Origin of the sequence: Pseudomonas sp. RHF3.3-3, assembly GCF_048069595.1 — a bacterium.
Taxonomy (GTDB): domain Bacteria; phylum Pseudomonadota; class Gammaproteobacteria; order Pseudomonadales; family Pseudomonadaceae; genus Aquipseudomonas; species Aquipseudomonas fuscovaginae_B.
The window spans coordinates 464,379-484,082 of the sequence record NZ_CP182250.1; the positions used below are offsets into that span (position 1 = coordinate 464,379).

19 protein-coding genes are annotated in these 19,704 nt (G+C 62.9%); 9 read left to right on the forward strand and 10 right to left on the reverse strand.

Features of this window, described 5'->3' with window-relative positions:
• Nucleotides 1–36: 36 nt before the first annotated feature.
• Nucleotides 37–2,286 (reverse strand): TonB-dependent receptor, encoded by a 2,250-nt coding sequence (locus ACMGT0_RS02025; RefSeq protein ID WP_416771292.1) that lies wholly within the window; start codon nt 2,284–2,286, stop codon nt 37–39.
• A gap of 210 nt (nt 2,287–2,496) precedes the next feature.
• Here ACMGT0_RS02025 and ACMGT0_RS02030 point away from each other — a divergent pair, with 210 nt between their 5' ends.
• Nucleotides 2,497–3,540 carry a LacI family DNA-binding transcriptional regulator gene (locus ACMGT0_RS02030; protein WP_054060580.1) on the forward strand — a complete coding sequence of 348 codons (1,044 nt, stop codon included), beginning with the start codon at nt 2,497–2,499 and terminating at the stop codon, nt 3,538–3,540.
• A 9-nt stretch (nt 3,541–3,549) separates the two neighbouring features.
• Here the strand turns inward: ACMGT0_RS02030 and ACMGT0_RS02035 are convergent, their stop codons facing one another.
• On the reverse strand, nt 3,550–4,440 hold the full coding sequence (locus tag ACMGT0_RS02035; protein WP_054060579.1) for a LysR family transcriptional regulator: 891 nt from the start codon (nt 4,438–4,440) through the stop codon (nt 3,550–3,552).
• 124 nt (nt 4,441–4,564) lie between these two features.
• Between ACMGT0_RS02035 and ACMGT0_RS02040 the strand changes: the two genes are divergently transcribed.
• Both ACMGT0_RS02040 and ACMGT0_RS02045 read left to right on the forward strand, forming a co-directional pair.
• Nucleotides 4,565–5,305 (forward strand): SDR family oxidoreductase, encoded by a 741-nt coding sequence (locus ACMGT0_RS02040; RefSeq protein ID WP_416771294.1) that lies wholly within the window; start codon nt 4,565–4,567, stop codon nt 5,303–5,305.
• A 98-nt stretch (nt 5,306–5,403) separates the two neighbouring features.
• Nucleotides 5,404–5,853, forward strand: a complete 450-nt coding sequence (locus tag ACMGT0_RS02045) for a DoxX family protein (protein ID WP_054060577.1) — start codon at nt 5,404–5,406, stop codon at nt 5,851–5,853.
• A gap of 133 nt (nt 5,854–5,986) precedes the next feature.
• Here the strand turns inward: ACMGT0_RS02045 and betT are convergent, their stop codons facing one another.
• The 8 genes from betT to epsC form a co-directional block, all read right to left on the reverse strand.
• Nucleotides 5,987–7,948 (reverse strand): choline transporter BetT, encoded by a 1,962-nt coding sequence (gene betT, locus ACMGT0_RS02050; RefSeq protein ID WP_193394191.1) that lies wholly within the window; start codon nt 7,946–7,948, stop codon nt 5,987–5,989.
• A 587-nt stretch (nt 7,949–8,535) separates the two neighbouring features.
• Complete coding sequence (ycaC, locus tag ACMGT0_RS02055) at nt 8,536–9,162, reverse strand: isochorismate family cysteine hydrolase YcaC (protein WP_186689363.1); 627 nt, start codon at nt 9,160–9,162, stop codon at nt 8,536–8,538.
• A gap of 106 nt (nt 9,163–9,268) precedes the next feature.
• On the reverse strand, nt 9,269–9,475 hold the full coding sequence (locus tag ACMGT0_RS02060; RefSeq protein WP_054060575.1) for a hypothetical protein: 207 nt from the start codon (nt 9,473–9,475) through the stop codon (nt 9,269–9,271).
• Nucleotides 9,476–9,482: 7 nt separating this feature from the next.
• Nucleotides 9,483–10,259, reverse strand: coding sequence for a hypothetical protein (locus ACMGT0_RS02065; protein ID WP_054060574.1), 777 nt, complete (start codon nt 10,257–10,259; stop codon nt 9,483–9,485).
• The gene (locus ACMGT0_RS02070; protein ID WP_054060587.1) at nt 10,238–11,257 is read right to left on the reverse strand and encodes a hypothetical protein; all 1,020 of its coding nucleotides are present in this window, start codon (nt 11,255–11,257) and stop codon (nt 10,238–10,240) included. The genes ACMGT0_RS02065 and ACMGT0_RS02070 overlap by 22 nt, the downstream gene beginning before the upstream one ends.
• Nucleotides 11,258–11,262: 5 nt before the next feature.
• A complete protein-coding gene (locus tag ACMGT0_RS02075) occupies nt 11,263–11,538 on the reverse strand; it encodes a hypothetical protein (RefSeq protein ID WP_054060573.1) in 276 nt (91 codons plus the stop codon).
• Between the two features lie 76 nt (nt 11,539–11,614).
• Nucleotides 11,615–12,241, reverse strand: a complete 627-nt coding sequence (gene ycaC, locus ACMGT0_RS02080) for an isochorismate family cysteine hydrolase YcaC (protein ID WP_019362438.1) — start codon at nt 12,239–12,241, stop codon at nt 11,615–11,617.
• 232 nt (nt 12,242–12,473) lie between these two features.
• Nucleotides 12,474–13,403 carry a serine O-acetyltransferase EpsC gene (gene epsC, locus ACMGT0_RS02085; protein WP_054062201.1) on the reverse strand — a complete coding sequence of 310 codons (930 nt, stop codon included), beginning with the start codon at nt 13,401–13,403 and terminating at the stop codon, nt 12,474–12,476.
• Between the two features lie 190 nt (nt 13,404–13,593).
• Between epsC and ACMGT0_RS02090 the strand changes: the two genes are divergently transcribed.
• From ACMGT0_RS02090 to ACMGT0_RS02115, 6 genes are all read left to right on the forward strand, one after another.
• Entirely contained in the window at nt 13,594–14,589 is a 996-nt protein-coding gene (locus tag ACMGT0_RS02090; RefSeq protein WP_273826357.1) for a D-cysteine desulfhydrase, read from the forward strand.
• Between the two features lie 262 nt (nt 14,590–14,851).
• A complete protein-coding gene (gene tcyJ, locus ACMGT0_RS02095; protein ID WP_054061999.1) occupies nt 14,852–15,649 on the forward strand; it encodes a cystine ABC transporter substrate-binding protein in 798 nt (265 codons plus the stop codon).
• Nucleotides 15,646–16,314 (forward strand): cystine ABC transporter permease, encoded by a 669-nt coding sequence (gene tcyL / locus ACMGT0_RS02100; RefSeq protein ID WP_054061468.1) that lies wholly within the window; start codon nt 15,646–15,648, stop codon nt 16,312–16,314. Before tcyJ ends, tcyL begins: the two co-directional genes overlap by 4 nt.
• 4 nt (nt 16,315–16,318) lie before the next feature.
• Nucleotides 16,319–17,068 carry an L-cystine ABC transporter ATP-binding protein TcyN gene (gene tcyN / locus ACMGT0_RS02105; protein WP_054061469.1) on the forward strand — a complete coding sequence of 250 codons (750 nt, stop codon included), beginning with the start codon at nt 16,319–16,321 and terminating at the stop codon, nt 17,066–17,068.
• Between the two features lie 429 nt (nt 17,069–17,497).
• Nucleotides 17,498–18,253, forward strand: a complete 756-nt coding sequence (locus tag ACMGT0_RS02110; RefSeq protein WP_054062000.1) for a hypothetical protein — start codon at nt 17,498–17,500, stop codon at nt 18,251–18,253.
• Nucleotides 18,254–18,462: 209 nt separating this feature from the next.
• Nucleotides 18,463–19,704 (forward strand): SfnB family sulfur acquisition oxidoreductase, encoded by a 1,242-nt coding sequence (locus tag ACMGT0_RS02115; RefSeq protein WP_416771300.1) that lies wholly within the window; start codon nt 18,463–18,465, stop codon nt 19,702–19,704.

The window sequence follows — 19,704 nt, forward strand, 5'->3', positions numbered from 1 at the left end:
CCTTGGCGGTTGATTGAGGGTTGTGCACGCAACGGCTCAAAAATCCTTACGTACCTGGATACCGAAGTAGCGTTCGTCATCCCGTGGCACGGCCCGGTAGATGTAGTTGCCGCCACTGGCCAGCAACGGCGAGTAGGACTTGTCGGCGAGGTTTTTCCCCAGCAGCGCCACGCGCCAGCCCTGGTTGTAGTCGGCCAGGGCGATGCCCGCGTTCCAGATGCCGTAGGCGCCCTGTCTGGTGTCGACGTTCTGGGCGATGTCGTACTGCACTTCGCTCTGCCAACTGAAGTCGGTGCCCAGTTCCAGGTCCAGGCCGTTGTTCAGCGGCACGGTGTAGTCGGCACGCACATAGCTCTTCCAGTCCGGGCTGAACGGCAGCGGCTTGCCGTTGACGTTGCAACTGGCCGCCGCACCCGGCGGGCAGGAGAACTCGTCGATGCGTGCCTTGGTGTAGGCCAGGGCGCCGGAGAGCTTGAGGTTGCTGGTGGCCTGCAGCGCGTAGTCGGCTTCCACGCCTTCGGTGCTGACGCTGCCGGCGTTGATCAGGCGGGTCACCACCTGCCCGGCGACGGTGTCGAAGAAGTTCGCCTGGTAGTTGTCGTAGTCGCTGTGGAACACCGCCAGGTTGGTGGTCAGGCGGTTGTTCCAGCTGGTGGCCTTGATCCCGGCTTCCCAGGTGTTGGAGGTTTCCGGTTTCAGTGCGTTGGTGTCCCGCGGCTGCATGTTGAAGAACACGTTGTAGGCCGGGCCCTTGTAGCCACGCGAGTAGGTCACGTAGCTGGTCACGCTGTCGCTCAGGTCGTACTGCACGCCGAGGCGCCCGGACCAGCCGTCCTCGTCCACCGAGCCATGGCTGCTGGTGGCCGGCTGTATGCCGCTGACCGTGGTCGCGGAAGTCGAGACGCGGCGGTGATCGTAGGACAGGTCGTCGTGGGTGTAGCGCAGGCCGGCGATCCCGCGGAAGGTCGGGGTGAAGTTCAGCGTGCTCTCGCCGAACACCGCGTAGCTGTCGCTGGTGGTGCTGTAGTCGGCCACGCCGCGGTTGACGCTGGTGGTCGTGGTCAGGGTGCGCTGGTAGGTCTCTTCGTCCTTGCCGTGCAGGTAGAACAGGCCACCGACGTACTCCAGGAACTGGCCCTTGGGCGAGGCCAGGCGAATTTCCTGGGAGTACTGGTTGAAGTCCAGCGCGCCGCGGTCGGCGGTGCCGGGGAAGGCCGCCGTGACGCTGCCGAGGCGATCGCCGTCCTGGTACTGGTGGTTGTTCCAGCCGCGCCAGGCGGTGATCGAGGTCAGGGTGTAGTCACCGAGGCTCCAGTCGAGCTGGGCGGACAGACCCTTGTTGATGTCGTCGACGTAGCTGCGGGTATCGGTGTTGATGTCGCGGTTGTCGGAGGACGGCCGCACCGGGTTCAGTGCGTTGGTGAAGGCCGGGCTCAGGGACTTGCTGACCACGCCGTTGGGCGCGTCGTCGTGGGACTGCATGTAGTCGGCGGCGAGGGTGAGTGTCACGTCCTCGTTGGGAGTGAACTCCAGCTTGCCGCGCACGCCCTTGTGGTTGTAGCCGTTGACTTCCTGGCCGTTGGCCTTGTTGTCGACGTTGCCGTCGTAGCTGCCGAACAGGGTGGTCAGCGAGCCCTTGAGGGTGTCGGGCACCAGGCTGCCACCGATGCCGAAGCGGGTGCGGCTTTCGTTGCCGCTGAAGTACGACTGGTCGATGTAGCCGTGGGTTTCGGCGGTCGGTGCCTTGGTGACCATGTTCAGCACACCGGCCGAAGCATTCTTGCCGAACAGCGTGCCCTGCGGGCCGCGCAGCACTTCGATGCGGTCGAGGTCGAGCAGGTCGAGGGTGGCCTGGCCGGGGCGGCTGTAGACCACGCCGTCGATCACCGTGGCCACGGTCGGCTCGACCCCGGGCGAGGTGGAAATGGTGCCCACGCCGCGGACGAACAGCGAGGTGTCCTTGTTCGATGCGCCGGTGCGGAAGTTCAGCGTCGGCACCTGCTGGACGATGCTGGAGACGCCGTTGCGACTGTCGCGTTCCAACTGCTCGCCATCGACCACCGAGACCGCCACCGGGACCTTTTGCAGCGATTCCTCGCGGCGGGTGGCGGTGACGGTGACCGCCTTGAGTGTCGGCTCCTGGTCGCTGCCGGTGTCGGCGGCGAATACCGCGGGCGACGGCAGTGCCGCCAACCCGGCCAGCAGCCAGGCCAGGTGTGGGCGCCGCGGCGTGGCGGCCTGGATCGCCCGTGCCAGTGTGTGTTGCTCCCCGAATCTGTTGTGCATGTGTTGCCCGCTCGAAAAATGACCCTGAACCGCCGTCGCTCTGCGTCGACAGCGCCTGATTTGTCTTGGGGCATTCGCTCGAGCGAGTAGCAGGCAGACAAAGCGTTTTGTTAGCGCTAACATCGCCAGTATCGGAAAGGTCGATATAGACCGTCCAATACTGAAAAATTACTTTTATATTCCTTTTGGTTTTCAATAAGGGTCGCATCCTTGACTGCTGACAAAGCGCCAAACCGCAAGCGCCGGGGGGCCGGGCGGGTCACCCTGAGCACGGTCGCCCAGGAGGCCGGGGTGTCGGCGATCACCGTCTCGCGCTACTTCAACAACCCCGAGCAGGTCTCGCCCGAGCGTCGCGAGCGGATCGCGGCGGTGGTCGAGCAGTTGGGCTATGTACCGAACCTGGTGGCCGGCGGGTTGGCCTCGGCCCGCGGGCGGATCGTCGCGATGGTGATTCCGAACATCTCCGGACCGATCTTCGCCAACACCATCCAGGGCTTCAGCGACACCCTCAATCGGCATGGCTATCAGTTGCTGCTGGCGTCGAGTTACTTCTCGGCGGAGCAGGAGGAAAGCGCGGTTCGGGCATTTCTCGGCTGGTCACCGGCGGCCCTGGTGCTGACCAGCCGCTTCCACAGTGCGGGCACCGAAAAGATGATCGCCGAGGCGGATATCCCGGTGGTCGAGACCTGGGACTACCAGCCGCAGCGCGGGCCGCTGCAGATCGGCTTTTCCCACCATGAAGTCGGGGTCAGCGCCGCCCGCTACCTGCATGGCAAGGGCTATCGGCGCATCGCCTTCGTGCAGAACAGCGCCCCCGGCGATTTCAGTGCGCTGGAGCGCCGCGACGGTTATGCGGCGACGGTGCGCGAGCTGGGGCTGGAGCCCTGGGTGTTCGCGCCACAGGCCGGTCTGGCACCCTTCGAGGCCGGCAAGCAGGCGATGCAGGCGCTGATGAGCGGGGCGACCCGGCCCGACGCGATCATCTTCGCCAACGACAACCTGGCCGCCGGCGGCCAGTTGGCCGGGCAGCGCGCCGGGCTGAAGATCCCCGAGGATTGCGCGGTGCTGGGCTTTGGCGACTACCCGTTCGCCGAAATGCTCCTGCCGAGCCTGAGCACCATCAAGCCGCCGGCGCTGGACATCGGCGTGCTGGCGGCGACCCGGGTGCTGGAGAGCCTGGGCGTGTTGCCGGTGGATGAAGTACAGCGCCTGAACCTGCTCACCTGCCAGGTGATCGAGCGCGAGAGCGCCTGAGCCGCTGCCTCAGGCGGCGTCGGCGAAGAGTTCGCTGATCCAGTCGACGAACACCCGTACCCGCGGCGACATGTGCCGGTTCTGCGGGTAGAGCACCGACACCGGCATCGGCGGCGGCGGATGGTCCGGCAGCACTTCGCGCAGCAAGCCCTGTTCGATCTGTTCCGCCACCCGATAGTGCGGCACCTGGATCAGGCCTAGCCCGGCCACCGCCGAGGCCGCGTAGATTTCCGCACCGAACACCGAGACCCGGCCGGCCAGCGGCACTTCCCGTGGCTCGCCGTTTTCGATGAACTCGAAGGGGAACAGCTTGCCGGTGGCCCGCGACACGTAGTTCACCCCCTGGTGCCGGCTGAGGTCGGCCAGGTTGCGCGGCTCGCCGTGCCGGCGCAGATAGGCCGGGCTGGCGCAGGTCACCTGGCGCAGGTTGGCCACGCGCTTGCCGATCAGTGACGAGTCGCCGAGGTTGCCCGAGCGCAGCACACAGTCGACACCTTCGGCGATCAGGTCGATGAAGTGGCTGGCTTCGCTGATCGACACCTCGATCTCCGGGTAGCGTTCGAGGAATGCCGGCAGCGCCGGAATCACGAAATAGCGCGCCAGGGTGCCCTGCAGGTCGACCCGCAGGCGGCCCTTGGGCGCCACCGTACGGAAGGCCAGTTCGGCGTCTTCCAGCTGCGCCAGCAATTGCACGCAACGCGGGTAGTAGGCCTCGCCGTCGAGGGTCGGTCGCACGCGGCGGGTGTTGCGCTCCAGCAGCCGGGTACCGAGCCAGGCCTCGAACTGGTTGAGGGTGTGGGTCAGGGTGGCGCGTGGCAGGTTCAGGTCTTCGGCGGCCAGGGTGAAGCTGCTGCGTTCATAGATCCGTACAAAAACCTTCATTGCCCTGACCTGGTCCATGGCGGCTCCGCGACACTCGATTGTTGGTGATTGTTGAATAGTCAGGTCAACTATCGCGCATTTATCGCCCTGGATAAACATGTGAAATTGGCTTCACTTCAACGCACATCCCAGGAGATTCGACATGACTCAGCACTCCCGAAAAGTGGCCATCGTCACCGGCGCCTCGCGGGGTATCGGCGCGGTGATCGCCCGCCAGTTGGCCGCAGAGGGTTTTGCGGTAGCCATCAACTATGCGAGCAGCGCCAACGAGGCCTCGGCGCTGGTAGTGGAACTGCGCCAGGCCGGCCACTCGGCCATAGCGGTCAAGGCCGACGTGGGCAACTCTGCCGATGTCGCGCGGTTGTTCGATGAGGTCGAGTTGCAGTTGGGCAAGGTCGATGTGCTGGTCAACAACGCCGGCATCCTCAAGGTGCTGCCGCTGGCCGAGCACAGTGACGAGCTGTTCGAACAGACGTTCGCCATCAATACCCGCGGCACCTTCAACACCCTGCGCGAGGCGGCGAAGCGGATGAATGACGATGGGCGCATCGTCAACTTCTCCAGCAGTACCGTGGGGCTGAACCTGCCGGGGTACGCGGTGTACATCGCCAGCAAGGCGGCGGTGGAGTCGTTGACCCAGGTGTTCGCCAAGGAACTGCGTGGCCGGCGCATCACGGTGAATGCCGTGGCCCCGGGGCCGGTGGCGACCGAGTTGTTCCTGCAGGGCAAGAGCGAGGAGCAGATCCAGACCTTCGCGCGGATGCCGCCGCTGGAGCGCCTGGGCCAGCCGGAGGATATCGCCGAGGTGGTGTCGTTCCTGGTCGGCCCGGCGGCGGGCTGGGTCAACGGGCAGGTGCTGCGGGCCAATGGTGGGTTGGTCTGATCGTCCGCGCAGCTCCCGGGTGACCGACCGGTTCGCCGGCCGTTGCGTGGTGATGCGTGGGCCCCTCAGTGAAGGTTTGCCAGGATTGGAGCGCGATCATGCCGTCTGTATTTTCCCCGTTGTTCAATGGCCGTCTCGAACCTATCGCCTACAGCCTGCTGCGGCTGTGTTTCGGCATCATCATGGTGACCCATGGGGTGCCGAAGCTGCTGGGTGAGGCCCATGGCTCCATGGCTGATCCGCTGGCGGCCTCGGCCAACCTGATCGGCAATGTTCTGCATTTGCCGGCGGCGGACACCCTGGCGTTGCTGGTGGCGCTGCTCGAAGGGGTGGGCGGCGCCTTGCTGGCGTTGGGGCTGGGCACCCGCCTGCTGGCGGCGATGATGGCTGTGCAGATGGCGGTGATCAGCTACCTGCTGGGCCCGACCTGGCCGTGGATCGACCGGGGCATCGAGTACCCGGTGCTGATGTTGTTCCTGGCGGGCTACATTGTGTTCCGGGGGGCAGGACGCTATTCCCTGGATCACAGGCTGCACTGCCGGCGTTGAGACGACCACGATCGATCACGGCCTTCCCCGCGCGGGTATTGTCATGCACCCCGCGATCGCGTTCATCGTCGGTGTGCCGGCCATCGCCATGGCCCTGTCCATGCTGCCGGACAAGGCCTGGGCGCCTGGCGGGTCAACGTACCAGGTGCAGGAACTGCATGTGCCGTTCGTACTGGTCGAGGATATCGTTGATGATCTGCTCCTTGCTGTAGCCCATCAGGTCATAGTCCTGGCTGCCCTCGCTCAGGTGCACCTCGGCGCGGTAGTAGCGGCGGTTGCGCAGGTCCCGCGAACCCAGGCCACCCAGGGCGAAGGAGGGCGTGAAGTAGCCGCGCATCTGCACCTGGTAGACGAACGGGTGCAGGTCGCCATGGCCGATCTCCAGGCTCACGCTGTCGTTGGCCGGGTCGGGCTGGGTGAGCACGTTCAGGCCCTTCTCGACGAACACCGCGGTGACCTCTTCGATCGCCGGCCGTGCGGTCTGATCGAGGAAACGGTACACCTCGTCCCGCGATGGGAAGTGCACCGCCTGGCTCAGGCGCTGGCGCCAGCCGCCCCGGCCGCGACGTGCCTGCGAGACCGGCGCCAGCGAGTGCAGTTGGGCGATGCGTTTCTGCGACTCCAGGTAGAACGCCTTGTGCAGCCCCCACATCATCGACAGCAGGATCAGCGAGAACGGCAGCGAGGTCAGCACCACCGCCGATTTCAGCGCGTCGATGCTGCCGGAGAACAGCAGCGCGCTGGTGATCAGCGCGGTCATCGCGCCCCAGAACACCCGCAGCCATTTCGGTCCGTCCTCGTCGGCATGGCCGCCACGGGCGGACAGCGTCGATAGCACCACGGTGCCGGAGTCGGCCGAGGTGACGAAGAACACGAAGCTGATGAACACCGTGACCGCGATCACCGTGCGGCTCCACGGGTAGGTTTCCAGCAGCAGGTACAGGGTGCGCGACGGATCGTCGATGGCCGACTGGCCGAGGGCGCTCATGCCGTGGTTGAGCACTTGCTCGATGGCGCTGTTGCCGAAGATCGACATCCACGCCAGGGTGAAGCCCAGCGGGATCAGCAGCACGCCGAAGACGAATTCGCGGATGGTCCGGCCGCGGGAAATCCGCGCGATGAACAGGCCCACGAACGGCGCCCAGGCAATCCACCAGGCCCAGTAGAATACGGTCCAGCCGCCGAGCCAGTCGCTGGGCTTGTCGTAGGCGTAGAGGTCGAAGCTCTTGGTCGGCAGCGCCCCGAGGTAGTCGCCGAGGTTCTGGATCAGGGTGTTGAGCAGGTGCTGGGTGGGCCCGGCGAACAGCACGAACAGCAGCAGCGCACAGGCCAGCAGCATGTTGATGTCGGACATCACCCGCACACCCTTGTCGACGCCGGCCACCGCGACGGCGATGGCCGCGCCCATCATCAGCACGATCAGCCCGACCTGGATCCACTGGGTATGCGAGATGCCGAACAGGTAGTCCAGCCCCGAGTTGAGGTGCAGCACGCCGAAGCCCATGTCGGCGCCGAGGCCGAACACCGTGGCGATGATGCCGAAGCCGTCCACCGCGTAGCCGATGGGGCCGTTGATGCGCTTGCCGATCAGCGGGTACAGCGCCGACCGCAGTGCCAGCGGCAGGTTGTGCCGGTAGGCGAAGTAGGCCAGGGCCATGCCGACGAAGGCGAACACGCCCCAGCCGTGCAGGCCCCAGTGCAGGAACAGGATCTGCATCGCCTGGCGCGCGGCGGCCGGCGTGCCCGCTTCGCCCTGAGGCGGCTGGAGCATGTGGGTGAGCGGCTCGGAGACGCAGAAGAAGAACAGGGTGATGCTGATCCCGGCGGCGAACAGCATGCCGGCCCAGGACAGGTAGCTGAACTCGGGTTCGTCGTGGTCGGCACCGAGCTTGATCCGGCCGTAGCCGGACAAGGCGGTGACCACCACGAAGACCAGGTACAGGGTCATCGCCAGCAGGTAGTACCAGCCGACGGTGTTGGCCGCCCAGTTCTGCGCGGCCAACAGCCACTGGCCGGCGGCTTCGGGCTGGCTGATGACCAGCAGGCCGAACAGCAGGATGAAGGTCGCGGCGAAGTAGAAAACGGGCGGGTTCATGCGGATCAGGCCGCTGGTTGCGGTCGTGGAGGTACTCATGCGGCGGGTACCTCGAAGGGGTGGCACGTGGCTGGATATTTCGGACTCAGCAAAGGCAGGCCTCCTGTTGTGAGCGGGCAGCGAGCTGCCGGTTTAACTTGAACGAGCATTCAAGTTAAACATGAATCGGGTGTCTGGGACCAATCGCAGGGCTCGACGGTATTGTTCTGACAGTGCCTTTCAGCAAAGGTTGTAGGTAGTGATCGGTGGATTGAGCGGCTTCATTTGGTGGGGGCTGGAGTCTGATCGTTCCCACGGTCCCCGTGAGATGCCTCACAGCACGCTCGCGTCCGCCCTGGTGACGCAGAGCGTCACGGGCTGCATTCCCACGCTGAGCGTGGGAACGATCGGCGAGGGCGTGAGAATGATCTGATCGTTCCCACGGTCCCTGTGGGAATGCCTCACAGGACGCTCCGCGTCCGCTCTGGTGATGCAGAGCGTCACGGGCTGCATTCCCACGCCGAGCGTGGGAACGATCGGCGTGGGGCGTGAGAATGATTGGAAAGCAAAAGGCCCGCTCGGAGGCGGGCCTTGTGGTTCCGGGTGGATTAACGGGCCGTCAGCGCCGCGTAGCTGTTCATCAGGTTGCGATAGTTCGGGATCCGCTGCGACAGCAGGTTGCCGAGGCCTTCGATGTCGTTGCGCCAGTCGCGGTGCAGCTCACAGGCCACCGAGAACCAGTTCATCATCTGCGCACCGGCCTGGGTCATGCGGTTCCACGCGGCCTGCTGCACGGTGGTGTTGAAAGTGCCGGAAGCGTCGGTCACCACGAACACGTCGAAACCTTCAGCCAGTGCCGACAGCGTCGGGAACGCCACGCACACGTCGGTCACCACGCCAGCGATGATCAGCTGCTTGCGGCCGGTGGCCTTGATCGCCTTGACGAAATCCTCGTTGTCCCAGGCGTTGATCTGGCCGGGACGGGCGATGTACGGCGCATCCGGGAACATTTCCTTCAGCTCTGGAACCAGCGGGCCGTTCGGACCTTGCTCGAAGCTGGTGGTCAGCACGGTCGGCAGGTCGAAGAACTTGGCGAGGTCAGCCAACGCCAACACGTTGTTCTTGAACTCGTTCGGCGAGAAGTCCTGTACCAGGGAAATCAGGCCGGTCTGGTGGTCGACCAGCAGGACTACGGCGTCGTCTTTGTTCAGGCGGTTGTAGGTTGGCTTGCTCATGGGGGAATCCTTTTTCGTTTAAGTGGCTGGAAGCGGTGTCGTTCAACTTGTGACCAGATTAATGAGCCGCCGAAAAAGGAAAAAGCGGCTCAAATCGGTTTGACTGTCACCCTGGAATGGACAGTCCGATCAAGGAATTGGTAGGTGAATTAACTAATGGTTCAATGATGCTGCCGAGGACATCATCGCTGCTCTCGCGGCGGCTGTCTGAGAGGCCGTGTTCGATCTTCAGGAAAACGAAGGAAGCAGCCGCGAGACGCGTTTCCACCATGGGCTTCTGTGTATCTGGCGGTGGCTCTTCCATCGGCATCATGTGGCCATCACGTTGCCGCCTGTTCTTGCACGAGCCCGAAGCTCTGCTCAAGGCGAGAGATGAGCTCGGCGAGGCTGCCTCTCAGCCCAATATCTTTCAGATTCACCTCTTCCTTGGCCAGGCGCTCCAAAAACTCTTTCATGTCGGCCAGGATGATTTCGGTCAGCTCAATGGGCTCACCAGAGAGTAGGCCTGCCAATACCAAAACATCGTTACGATGCTTTCTGACGTTACGAGAGTCGATCTTTTCTCCCGTATCCTTGCGCTTTGACAGATCAAGCCAGGCCCGCGCCTTGAGTGGGATCAGCCGGTCAGCGCTGATATACGACAACTCATCATTCTGCTGGCGGCCATCCAACAAGAACTCGTAATAGGCATCGTCGAGCAAAATTGCGGACAAACTGGAGACTGACTCATCAGTTGGAATCGGTGTCAGCGTCGCGTTTTCCTCATGTTCGAGCCCCTCGGGAGTACGCGAGAACAACTCGATTTGTACCGGGTAAGACTCATCAGTCGGATGCTGGAAGCGGTAGAAGACTGGGCGCTCTCCACCCGCCTGCTTGATCTGGTACCCACCCGCCTTCACGAAGTCCCAGAAGCGGGCCACGAATGCGGTGTCCAAAGCCTCAATGATCAGAACAATATCGAGATCTTTTGTCGCTCTGAAATCGCGACCCGCATCATCCATTGTGAGAGCGGATGCGACGCCTCCAATCAGTACGTATTTGTCCTTGTACTCGCTGAAATGCTTACCGAACCGTTCTAGTCCTCTGACGATAGCCATGCAATCTGCTCCTTGAGTTCGTCCAGGGAGATCTGGATTCGTTCATCCGGGTTATCTTCCAGGCTCAGCAGCAAGGAAGCCTGGTCTGCAATGTTCTTATTCTTTGCCAAGCTGTTATAAGACCAGACTTCCACCCACGCAGACGTGTCATCGACTGAGTCGGTGATGCGCAAAGACCCATTCTCGATCAACTCCGCGAAGCATCGCCTGTTCATGCCGTATACTGGCTTAGTCGGCTCCGCCAACATCGTGTACTTCGCTAGGGCGGTTTCGCCCGCCAGGAACACACCTTCACCGAGTTGCAGCTTTGTATCAATTGCGACTTTTCGCCTGATAGGCGAGCTCATGTATCTCCGGGCGCGTCTGAATATCTCAAATGTGTTGCCATCAAAGGCATACAGGTTCTTGAAGCCTCTGGCTTTGACGACTTTCAACAGCTTTAGCGTCAGGAGCTGGTCTACCACCTTGGAAAGGGTTACACGGCTGTAGCGGAAGTCACCCATGATCGCATTGCTGGTGAAAAGCTGTTCACTGGACCACCCCTCGTACAAGCAACCGAGCAGCATCGCTTGGGCTGCCGGCAGAAGCGCTTGAACCTCTTCTTCATCTCGACGCTGGCGCACCTTCTCTCGCAAGTCCATGGCCAGGGCCGGGATGAACATCTGATACCCAGGCTGGAGGAAATTGATTTGATGACTGATCAGGCTACGGCGCTCATGAGGTGTCAGTGACTTCGTGACGTAGACAATCACCTCATCCGTAGCTTTCCGCACTTGGGTGATGTGCTTTTGCAGCGCAACGGCACCTGGGTATTCGTCCGATACTGGTAACAGCAGAAGCGTAGAGATCCAGTCCTTACCCACGTCTATCTGCATTTGAACAGGCTTGTACAAATCCAAGATATGGAACGGAAGCTTAAGTCGCGCAGGCTTCAACTCGATCGGTAGCCCGAGTACCGACTCGACGTAGGCCTTTACATCATCCTTTAGGCTGGACATCTTTATCATCCTGTTAACCTTATTTTCAAACTGTAAATAAAAGTAGTTAACAAGTCAAAAAATAGATTTACAGATAGCGTTGTGCCGGTATCAAACTGGGTTCGCTTCACAGCGGCGATGGAGGCTGTTTCCCTGAAGTCAGCTACTCCGCTGGTCTGAAGGCGTACCAGCAGCGTCGGCTCAATGGTTTGGAGCATAGCGTCATCCGTACCAATCAGGACCTGACTCTGGTCGACCTTTAAACCAAGGCTCTGCGGCGGCTGAGCATCGAGGGTCAGCACTTGATAGTGTCCCGCCCTGAAAGGCGCTTGAAAGCAAAAGGCCCGCTCGAAGGCGGGCCTTGTGGTTCCGGGTGGATTAACGGGCCGTCAGCGCCGCGTAGCTGTTCATCAGGTTGCGGTAGTTGGGGATCCGCTGCGACAGCAGGTTGCCCAGGCCTTCGATGTCGTTGCGCCAGTCGCGGTGCAGCTCACAGGCCACCGAGAACCAGTTCATCATCTGTGCGCCAGCCTGGGTCATGCGGTTCCACGCGGCCTGCTGCACGGTTTCGTTGAAAGTGCCGGAAGCGTCGGTCACCACGAACACGTCAAAACCTTCAGCCAGCGCCGACAGCGTCGGGAACGCCACGCAAACGTCGGTCACCACGCCAGCGATGATCAGCTGCTTGCGGCCGGTGGCCTTGATCGCCTTGACGAAATCCTCGTTGTCCCAGGCGTTGATCTGGCCGGGACGGGCGATGTACGGCGCGTCCGGGAACATTTCCTTCAGCTCTGGAACCAGCGGGCCGTTCGGACCCTGCTCGAAGCTGGTGGTCAGGATGGTCGGCAGCTCGAAGAACTTGGCCAGGTCAGCCAACGCCAACACGTTGTTCTTGAACTCGTTCGGCGAGAAGTCCTGCACCAGGGAAATCAGGCCGGTCTGGTGATCGACCAGCAGGACTACGGCGTCGTCTTTGTTCAGGCGGTTGTAGGTTGGCTTGCTCATGGGGGAATCCTTTTTCGTTTAAGTGGCTGGAAGCTGTGTCGTTCAACTTGTGACCAGATTAATGAGCCGCCGAAAAAGGAAAAAGCGGCTCAAATCGGTTTGACTGTCACTCAGGGATGGACAATTCAACACCGAACCTCGTGGGAGCGGGCTTGCCCGCGAAGCTTTGACGGCCTCAAGGACGCCTTCGCGGGCAAGCCCGCTCCCACAATGGTCTGTGTCAATCGCCCTCTCAGCGTTGGATTTCGCTCTCGTGCTGTTGCAGGTTCGCCTGGGTCAGGTTGCACCCGGCCGGCACGCTGCGGGTCAGCCAGACGTTGCCGCCGATGGTGGCGCCCTTGCCGATGGTGATGCGTCCCAGGATGGTCGCGCCGGCATAGATCACCACGTCGTCCTCGACGATCGGGTGCCGCGGATGACCCTTCTGCAACTGGCCGTCCTCGTCCGCCGGGAAACGCTTGGCGCCCAGGGTCACCGCCTGGTAGATGCGCACCCGCTCGCCGATGATCGCCGTCTCGCCGATCACCACGCCGGTGCCGTGGTCGATGAAGAAGCTGGGGCCGATCTGTGCGCCCGGGTGGATGTCGATACCGGTGGCCGAGTGGGCGATCTCCGAACTGATCCGCGCCAGCAGCGGCAGGCCGGCACGGTACAGGTGGTGCGCCAGGCGGTGGTGGATCACCGCGAGAATCCCCGGATAGCACAGCAGCACTTCGTCGACGCTGCGCGCCGCCGGGTCGCCGTGGTAGGCCGCCAGGACATCGGTGTCGAGCAGCCGGCGCAGTTGCGGCAGGGCCATGGCGAAGTCCTGGATCAGCCGCAGGGCCTTGGCCTGCACCTCGGCATCGTCCCGGCCGTCATGCCGGGCGGCGTAGCGCAGTTCCAGCCGGGCCTGGGCCAGCAGCGCATTGAGGGCGGCGTCCAGGGTGTGGCCGACGTAGAAGTCCTCGCTTTCCTCGCGCAGGTCCACCGGCCCCAGGCGCATCGGGAACAGTGCCCCGCACAGGGCCTCGAGAATCTCGGCCATGGCCTGGCGCGACGGCAGTTCGCGCCCGCCCTGTTCATCGCTGACCCGCCCGTTGCGGGTACGCCACTCATCCCTGGCGCTGCGCAACTGGCTGACGATGGTCTGTAGTTGCCAATGGCTGGAACGCTCGCTCACGATCAAATCTCCGACCTGGCGGCCGGACAATCGGGCCACCTGAATGGCTTTCACTTTACGGCACGGCCCTGAACGGTAATTAAGAACGAATAGTGCTTTGCTAAGAACGTTTTGAAATAAGGCGTCCACGGTTGCCTGGGGAAAAGTGCCTGCCTATAGTCGAAACATTTCCTACCGTCAGTTCAGACTCATGATCAAACAACAGCTCGCCCGCTTCGACCGCCTGCCGCTTCTCGAGCAGGCCACGCCCCTGGAAAAACTCGAACGTCTGTCGGCATGGGCAGGCCGCGATATCTACATCAAGCGCGACGACCTGACCCCGCTGGCACTGGGTGGCAACAAGCTGCGCAAACTCGAATACCTGGCCGCCGATGCACTGGCGGCGGGGGCCGACACGCTGATCACCGCCGGGGCGATCCAGTCCAACCACGTGCGCCAGACCGCCGCCCTGGCGGCTCGCCTGGGGCTGGGCTGCGTGGCCTTGCTGGAAAACCCGATCGGTACCGGGGATGGCAACTACCTCGGCAACGGCAACCGCCTGCTGCTGGACCTGTTCGACGCGCGGGTCGAGTTGGTGGACAACCTGGACAACGCCGACGAGCAGTTGCAGGCCCTGGCCGAGCGCCTGCGCAGCAACGGCAAGAAGCCATACCTGGTGCCGATTGGCGGCTCCAACGCCCTGGGTGCGCTGGGCTACGTGCGTGCGGGCCTGGAGCTGGCGGCGCAGATCGAGGCCACGGGGCTGGAGTTCGCCGCGGTGGTGCTGGCTTCCGGCAGCGCCGGGACCCACAGTGGCCTGGCCCTGGGCCTGAGCGAGACCCTGCCGCAACTGCCGGTGATCGGCGTGACGGTCTCGCGCAGCGACGAGGCGCAGCGGCCGAAGGTGCAGGGGCTGGCCGAACGCACCGCCGAACTGCTGGAGGTGCCGTTGCCGGCCAGCTTCAAGGTGCAACTGTGGGACGAGTATTTCGCCCCGCGCTATGGCGAGCCGAATGCCGGGACCCTGGCGGCGGTGAGGCTGATGGCGAGCCAGGAAGGCATCCTGCTCGACCCGGTGTACACCGGCAAGGCGATGGCCGGGTTGCTCGATGGCATCGGTCTGCAGCGTTTCGACGAGGGGCCGATCATTTTCCTGCACACCGGCGGGGCGCCGGCGTTGTTTGCCTACGACGCGTCGTTTGCCTGACCTGTTCCGGACAGGGAGTCGGTGTTGCCTGGTTCGCGGATGAATCCGCGAACCAGGTACCGCAGTACGCCCTGCTTAACATCAAATTAGTTATAATTGGATTCTTTTATATTATTTAAAATTATAAAAGGAGCCGTTTATAGTTTCGCCTCAGGCGAATTTGCCACGAGACGCCAATACTGCTTTGAGGCAGGATGGCCGCTGGTAATAAAAGTGTCAGGTTTGCCTTCCTTTTCCCATAAAAAAACACACGGGGCTCTTCATGAATATTTCCGCGTTTCGCAAGCGTCTGCTGGTCGGCAGCCTGGGCTTGGTGCTGGGCGCAGGCCTGCTGGGCCAAGCCTTTGCCGGTGAGCAACTGGACAACATCAAGAAAGCCGGGGTGATCAAGGTCGGCCTGGAAGGCACCTACCCGCCTTTCAGCTTCCAGGACGAAAACGGCAAGCTGGCCGGTTTCGAGGTCGAGTTCTCCGAAGCCCTGGCGAAGAAGCTGGGCGTGAAGGTCGACCTGCAGCCGACCAAGTGGGACGGCATTCTCGCTGCCCTGGAGTCCAAGCGCCTGGACGCGGTGATCAACCAGGTGACCATCTCCGAGGAGCGCAAGAAGAAGTACGACTTCTCCGAGCCGTACACCGTCTCCGGGATCCAGGCCCTGGTGCAGAAGAAGGACGCCAGCAAGTTCAAGACCGCCGCCGATCTGGCTGACCACAAGGTCGGCGTCGGCCTGGGTACCAACTACGAGCAGTGGCTCAAGGACAACGTACCGAAGGCCATCATCAAGACCTACGACGACGATCCGACCAAGTACCAGGACCTGCGCATCGGCCGCATCGACGCGATCCTGGTGGACCGCCTGGCCGCCTTCGAGCTGATCAAGAAAACCAACGACACCCTGGCCGTTTCCGGCGAACCGTTCTCCCGCCAGGAAGCCGGCGTCGCGCTGCGCAAAGGTGAGCCCGAGCTGCTGGCCGCGGTGAACAAGGCGATCGACGAACTGCGCGCCGACGGTACCCTGAAGAAGCTGTCGCAGAAGTACTTCGATGCTGACGTGACCAAATGATCGGGCTGAACCCACAACTTGTCCTGGACTCGGCCCCTTACCTGCTCAAGGGGCTGTACTACACCGTTGTCCTGAGTGTCGGCGGCCTGTTCTTCGGGTTCCTGTTGGGGTTCGTGCTGGTCCTGATGCGCATGTCGCGCATCGGGGTGGTGAACTGGACGGCACGTATCTACGTGTCGTTCTTTCGCGGCACGCCCTTGCTGGTGCAGTTGTTCTGGATCTATTTCGGCATGCCGCAACTGGGGGTCGAACTGGACCCGATTCCGGCCGGCCTGCTGGGCCTGTCGCTTAACCTGGCGGCCTACACCTGCGAGATCCTGCGTTCGGCGATCGGCGCGATCGACCGTGGGCAATGGGAGGCGGCCGCCAGTATCGGCATGACCCGCGCCCAGACCCTGCGCCGGGCGATCCTGCCGCAGGCCGCGCGCACGGCCCTGCCGCCGCTGGGCAACAGCTTCATCTCGCTGGTCAAGGACACCTCGCTGGTGGCGACCATCCAGGTACCCGAGCTGTTCCGCCAGGCACAGCTGATCAGTGCCAGGACCTTCGAAATCTTCACCATGTATCTTGCCGCCGCCCTGATCTACTGGCTGCTTTCCAGCGTGCTCGCGCACCTGCAGGGCAAGCTGGAGGCACGGGTCAATCGGCATGACCAGGAGTCCTGACAGCATGATCGTGGTTGAAAAACTGACCAAGCAATTCAATGGCCAGAGCGTGCTCAAGGGCATCGACCTGACGGTCGAGGCCGGCGAGGTGGTGGCGATCATCGGCCCCAGCGGTTCCGGCAAGACCACCTTCCTGCGTTGCCTGAATTTCCTCGAGGAACCTTCCAGCGGCCGGATCCAGGTGGGCGAGATCGAGATCGACGGCAGCCGCCCGTTGAGCCAGCAGCAGAACCTGATCCGCAAGCTGCGCCAGCAGGTGGGGTTCGTGTTCCAGAACTTCAACCTGTTCCCCCATCGCACGGCGCTGGAGAACGTCATCGAAGGCCCGATCGTGGTCAAGAAGACCCCGCGCGACCAGGCCGTGGCCCTGGGCCGCAAGCTGCTGGCCAAGGTGGGCCTGGCGGGCAAGGAAGAGTCCTATCCACGGCGGCTGTCCGGCGGTCAGCAACAGCGCGTGGCGATTGCCCGGGCGCTGGCGATGGAACCCGAGGTGATCCTCTTCGACGAACCGACTTCGGCCCTCGACCCGGAACTGGTGGGTGAAGTGCTGGCGACCATTCGCGGGTTGGCGGAAGAAAAACGCACCATGGTCATCGTCACTCACGAGATGAGTTTCGCGCGCGACGTGGCCAACCGGGTGATCTTTTTCGACAAGGGCGTGATTGTCGAACAGGGTGAAGCCAAGGCGCTGTTTGCCAATCCGAAAGAAGAACGTACCCGGCAGTTCCTCAGTAAGTTTCTGGGTGATGCGTAGGACGGTTCTTTAGTTTAAATAACGTACTCAGGGAATGAGTACGCTATTCAATGAGTAACTCTCTCGATAGTTGCGGGTCATCTTCTTTTATTACCTGGCGACTGTTTCAAATGATCCCCCTTTCCTCCAAATAAAACTTCCGAGAGCCCCTGAATAGAGGCGCAAAGTAGGACTCGTCCGAATAACAGGGCGATCGGAATCATTGTCGATCAAGGTCTTGACACTTGCCCGGCAAAACTCTTAGCTGACTTCCTGCTGGTGTGGCGTTATCTGCATTGCCCGCCTGTTCGGGGGTGTCTGCGTGATGCCCGCGCCATAACATTTCGGCTGTAAGGATGCGGCGAAAGAAGCACTGGCCCGGCTTTGCGAACGGACCCGGCCGCTTCTTTAAAGTTGAACTTATCGACAACTTATAAAAAGGACGATTTCATGAACGATTCTCTCGAGCACTCCCGACTCGCGCTGCCCGTGGTGCCCCAGGCGCACCGGCGGGGCATCGGCCGCCTGGCCGCCGAGCAATTGTCGGTGTGCATCCCGGCCTATCCGGGCATGGACGAGGGCGACCTGCTCGAGCTGTTCTGGGACGGTTGTTATGTGACGTCCCGGCAGATCCAGGCGGGCGAGCAGGGCCAGCCGGTCAGCCTGCGGGTGCCGCAGAGTTTCGTCCTCGACGGTGTGGCGCGGATTCACTACCGGCTCATGCGCATTGGCCGTATGGCGCAGACTTCCCCGCCACTCAAGTTGCCGGTCAAGCTGAGTTGCCCCGGTGGCCTGCCGATCGGCGAGGAGAACCAGGGCCTGGCGCCGCCGATCATTCCTTCGCCGATCCGCCGCTACGGGGTCAACCCGAACCAGATGAAGCGCGGCGTGCCGCTGACCCTGGAGCCTTATCCGAACATGGCCGCCGAGGATGAAATCACCCTGCTCTGGGGCGATGTACGCTTCGACCTGCCCAAGCTGACGCCCGCGGATATCGGCAAGCCGGTCACGGTGTTCGTGCCGGCCGCGGTGATCCTCGAAGCCGGCGAGGACCGCGGGCTGGACATCACCTACTGCGTGATCGACCGGGTCGGCAACAATTCCCGCTGGGCGCCGCCACGGCGCCTGCGCGTGGGTGCCGCGCGGCATTTCGTCCGGCCCGTTGCCCCCGGCTTTTCCCGCGCCGCCCAACGCCGCCGGGAGTGAGCGACGGACCTTCTATGCATATTCCTAAAGGTTAGTTCATTTAATTTTTATACGCGTTTAGGGTATATGAACCGGACCACCGGACCCGTTTGATTTCGTCGGTATCGCTTTCGCGATGCCTCTTGAGAGAGATGAGGTAGGTATGGTCAGGAACACAATCACCCTTGTGCGGATCGCCGGGGCATTGCGCACGCCACGGAGTGGCGCTGATGTCTAACTTGAACGACGCACAGGTCCACAGCGATCAGGACATCGCGCCGCTGCTGCTGCCGGCGCGGGTACTGCGCAACGACGCCGAAGCCCTGCAGGCCGCCCATGAGCTGGCCGAGGTCGCCCGGCTGCACGCCGCCCGGCGCGACCAGCAGCGCAAGCTGCCCTGGGCCGAAATCGAGCAGTTCACCCGCAGCGGCCTGGGCAGTATCACCATCCCCCGCGAATACGGTGGCCCGCAGGTGTCCTTCGTCACCGTGGCCGAGGTGTTCGCGATCATTTCCGCCGCCGATCCGGCCCTGGGACAGATCCCGCAGAACCAGTTCGGCATTCTCCAGGCGCTGCTCGGCACGGCCACCGAGCGGCAGAAGAAGCAACTGTTCCAGAGCGTGCTCGACGGCTGGCGGATCGGTAATGCCGGCCCCGAGCGCGGCACCCGCAACACCCTGGAGATCAGGACCCGCATCAGTGCCGACGGTGACGGCTTCGTCATCAGCGGGCAGAAGTTCTATTCCACCGGCGCCCTGTTCGCCCACTGGGTGGCGGTCAAGGCCCTCGACGATGAAGGCCGCCAGGTCATGGCCTTCGTCCGCCGTGGCACCCCGGGCCTGCGGGTGGTCGATGACTGGTCCGGGTTCGGCCAGCGCACCACCGCCAGCGGCACCGTGTTGCTGAACAACGTGCGGGTCGAAGCGCAGAACGTCGTCGAGAACTGGCGCCAGGGCGCCACCCCCAACATCCAGGGCGCCGTCTCGCAACTGATCCAGGCGGCCATCGACGCCGGGATCGCCCGCGCGGCCATCGACGACAGCATCGCCTTCGTCCGCGAGCGGTCGCGGCCGTGGGTCGATGCCAAGGTCGAGCGGGCCAGCGACGACCTGTATGTCATTGCCGATATCGGCAAGCTGAAAATCGAATTGCATGCCGCCGAGGCGCTGTTGCGCAAGGCCGGGCAGGTGCTGGACCGGATCAGTGCCGGGCCGGTGGACGCCGACGCCGCGGCGCGGGCCTCGATTGCCGTGGCCGAGGCCAAGGTGCTGACCACCGAGATCTCCCTGCTGGCCAGCGAAAAGCTGTTCGAACTGGCCGGCAGCCGCGCCACCCTGGCCGAGTTCAACCTCGACCGGCACTGGCGCAACGCCCGGGTGCACACCCTGCACGACCCGGTGCGCTGGAAGTATCACGCGGTCGGTGCCTACCGCCTCAACGGCACCTTGCCGGCCCGCCATTCCTGGATCTGA

What these genes read in the sequence shown, in the direction of transcription:
- ACMGT0_RS02025 (WP_416771292.1), bottom strand. Translation starts at nt 2,286, where the DNA reads ATGCACAACAGATTCGGGGAGCAACACACACTGGCACGGGCGATCCAG.
- ACMGT0_RS02065 (WP_054060574.1), bottom strand. Translation starts at nt 10,259, where the DNA reads ATGGCTATCGTCAGAGGACTAGAACGGTTCGGTAAGCATTTCAGCGAG.
- ycaC (WP_186689363.1), bottom strand. Translation starts at nt 9,162, where the DNA reads ATGAGCAAGCCAACCTACAACCGCCTGAACAAAGACGACGCCGTAGTC.
- ACMGT0_RS02115 (WP_416771300.1), top strand. Translation starts at nt 18,463, where the DNA reads ATGTCTAACTTGAACGACGCACAGGTCCACAGCGATCAGGACATCGCG.
- ACMGT0_RS02060 (WP_054060575.1), bottom strand. Translation starts at nt 9,475, where the DNA reads ATGATGCCGATGGAAGAGCCACCGCCAGATACACAGAAGCCCATGGTG.
- ACMGT0_RS02070 (WP_054060587.1), bottom strand. Translation starts at nt 11,257, where the DNA reads ATGTCCAGCCTAAAGGATGATGTAAAGGCCTACGTCGAGTCGGTACTC.
- ACMGT0_RS02045 (WP_054060577.1), top strand. Translation starts at nt 5,404, where the DNA reads ATGCCGTCTGTATTTTCCCCGTTGTTCAATGGCCGTCTCGAACCTATC.
- tcyJ (WP_054061999.1), top strand. Translation starts at nt 14,852, where the DNA reads ATGAATATTTCCGCGTTTCGCAAGCGTCTGCTGGTCGGCAGCCTGGGC.
- ACMGT0_RS02040 (WP_416771294.1), top strand. Translation starts at nt 4,565, where the DNA reads ATGACTCAGCACTCCCGAAAAGTGGCCATCGTCACCGGCGCCTCGCGG.
- tcyL (WP_054061468.1), top strand. Translation starts at nt 15,646, where the DNA reads ATGATCGGGCTGAACCCACAACTTGTCCTGGACTCGGCCCCTTACCTG.
- ACMGT0_RS02090 (WP_273826357.1), top strand. Translation starts at nt 13,594, where the DNA reads ATGATCAAACAACAGCTCGCCCGCTTCGACCGCCTGCCGCTTCTCGAG.
- ACMGT0_RS02110 (WP_054062000.1), top strand. Translation starts at nt 17,498, where the DNA reads ATGAACGATTCTCTCGAGCACTCCCGACTCGCGCTGCCCGTGGTGCCC.
- ycaC (WP_019362438.1), bottom strand. Translation starts at nt 12,241, where the DNA reads ATGAGCAAGCCAACCTACAACCGCCTGAACAAAGACGACGCCGTAGTC.
- betT (WP_193394191.1), bottom strand. Translation starts at nt 7,948, where the DNA reads ATGAACCCGCCCGTTTTCTACTTCGCCGCGACCTTCATCCTGCTGTTC.
- ACMGT0_RS02035 (WP_054060579.1), bottom strand. Translation starts at nt 4,440, where the DNA reads ATGGACCAGGTCAGGGCAATGAAGGTTTTTGTACGGATCTATGAACGC.
- tcyN (WP_054061469.1), top strand. Translation starts at nt 16,319, where the DNA reads ATGATCGTGGTTGAAAAACTGACCAAGCAATTCAATGGCCAGAGCGTG.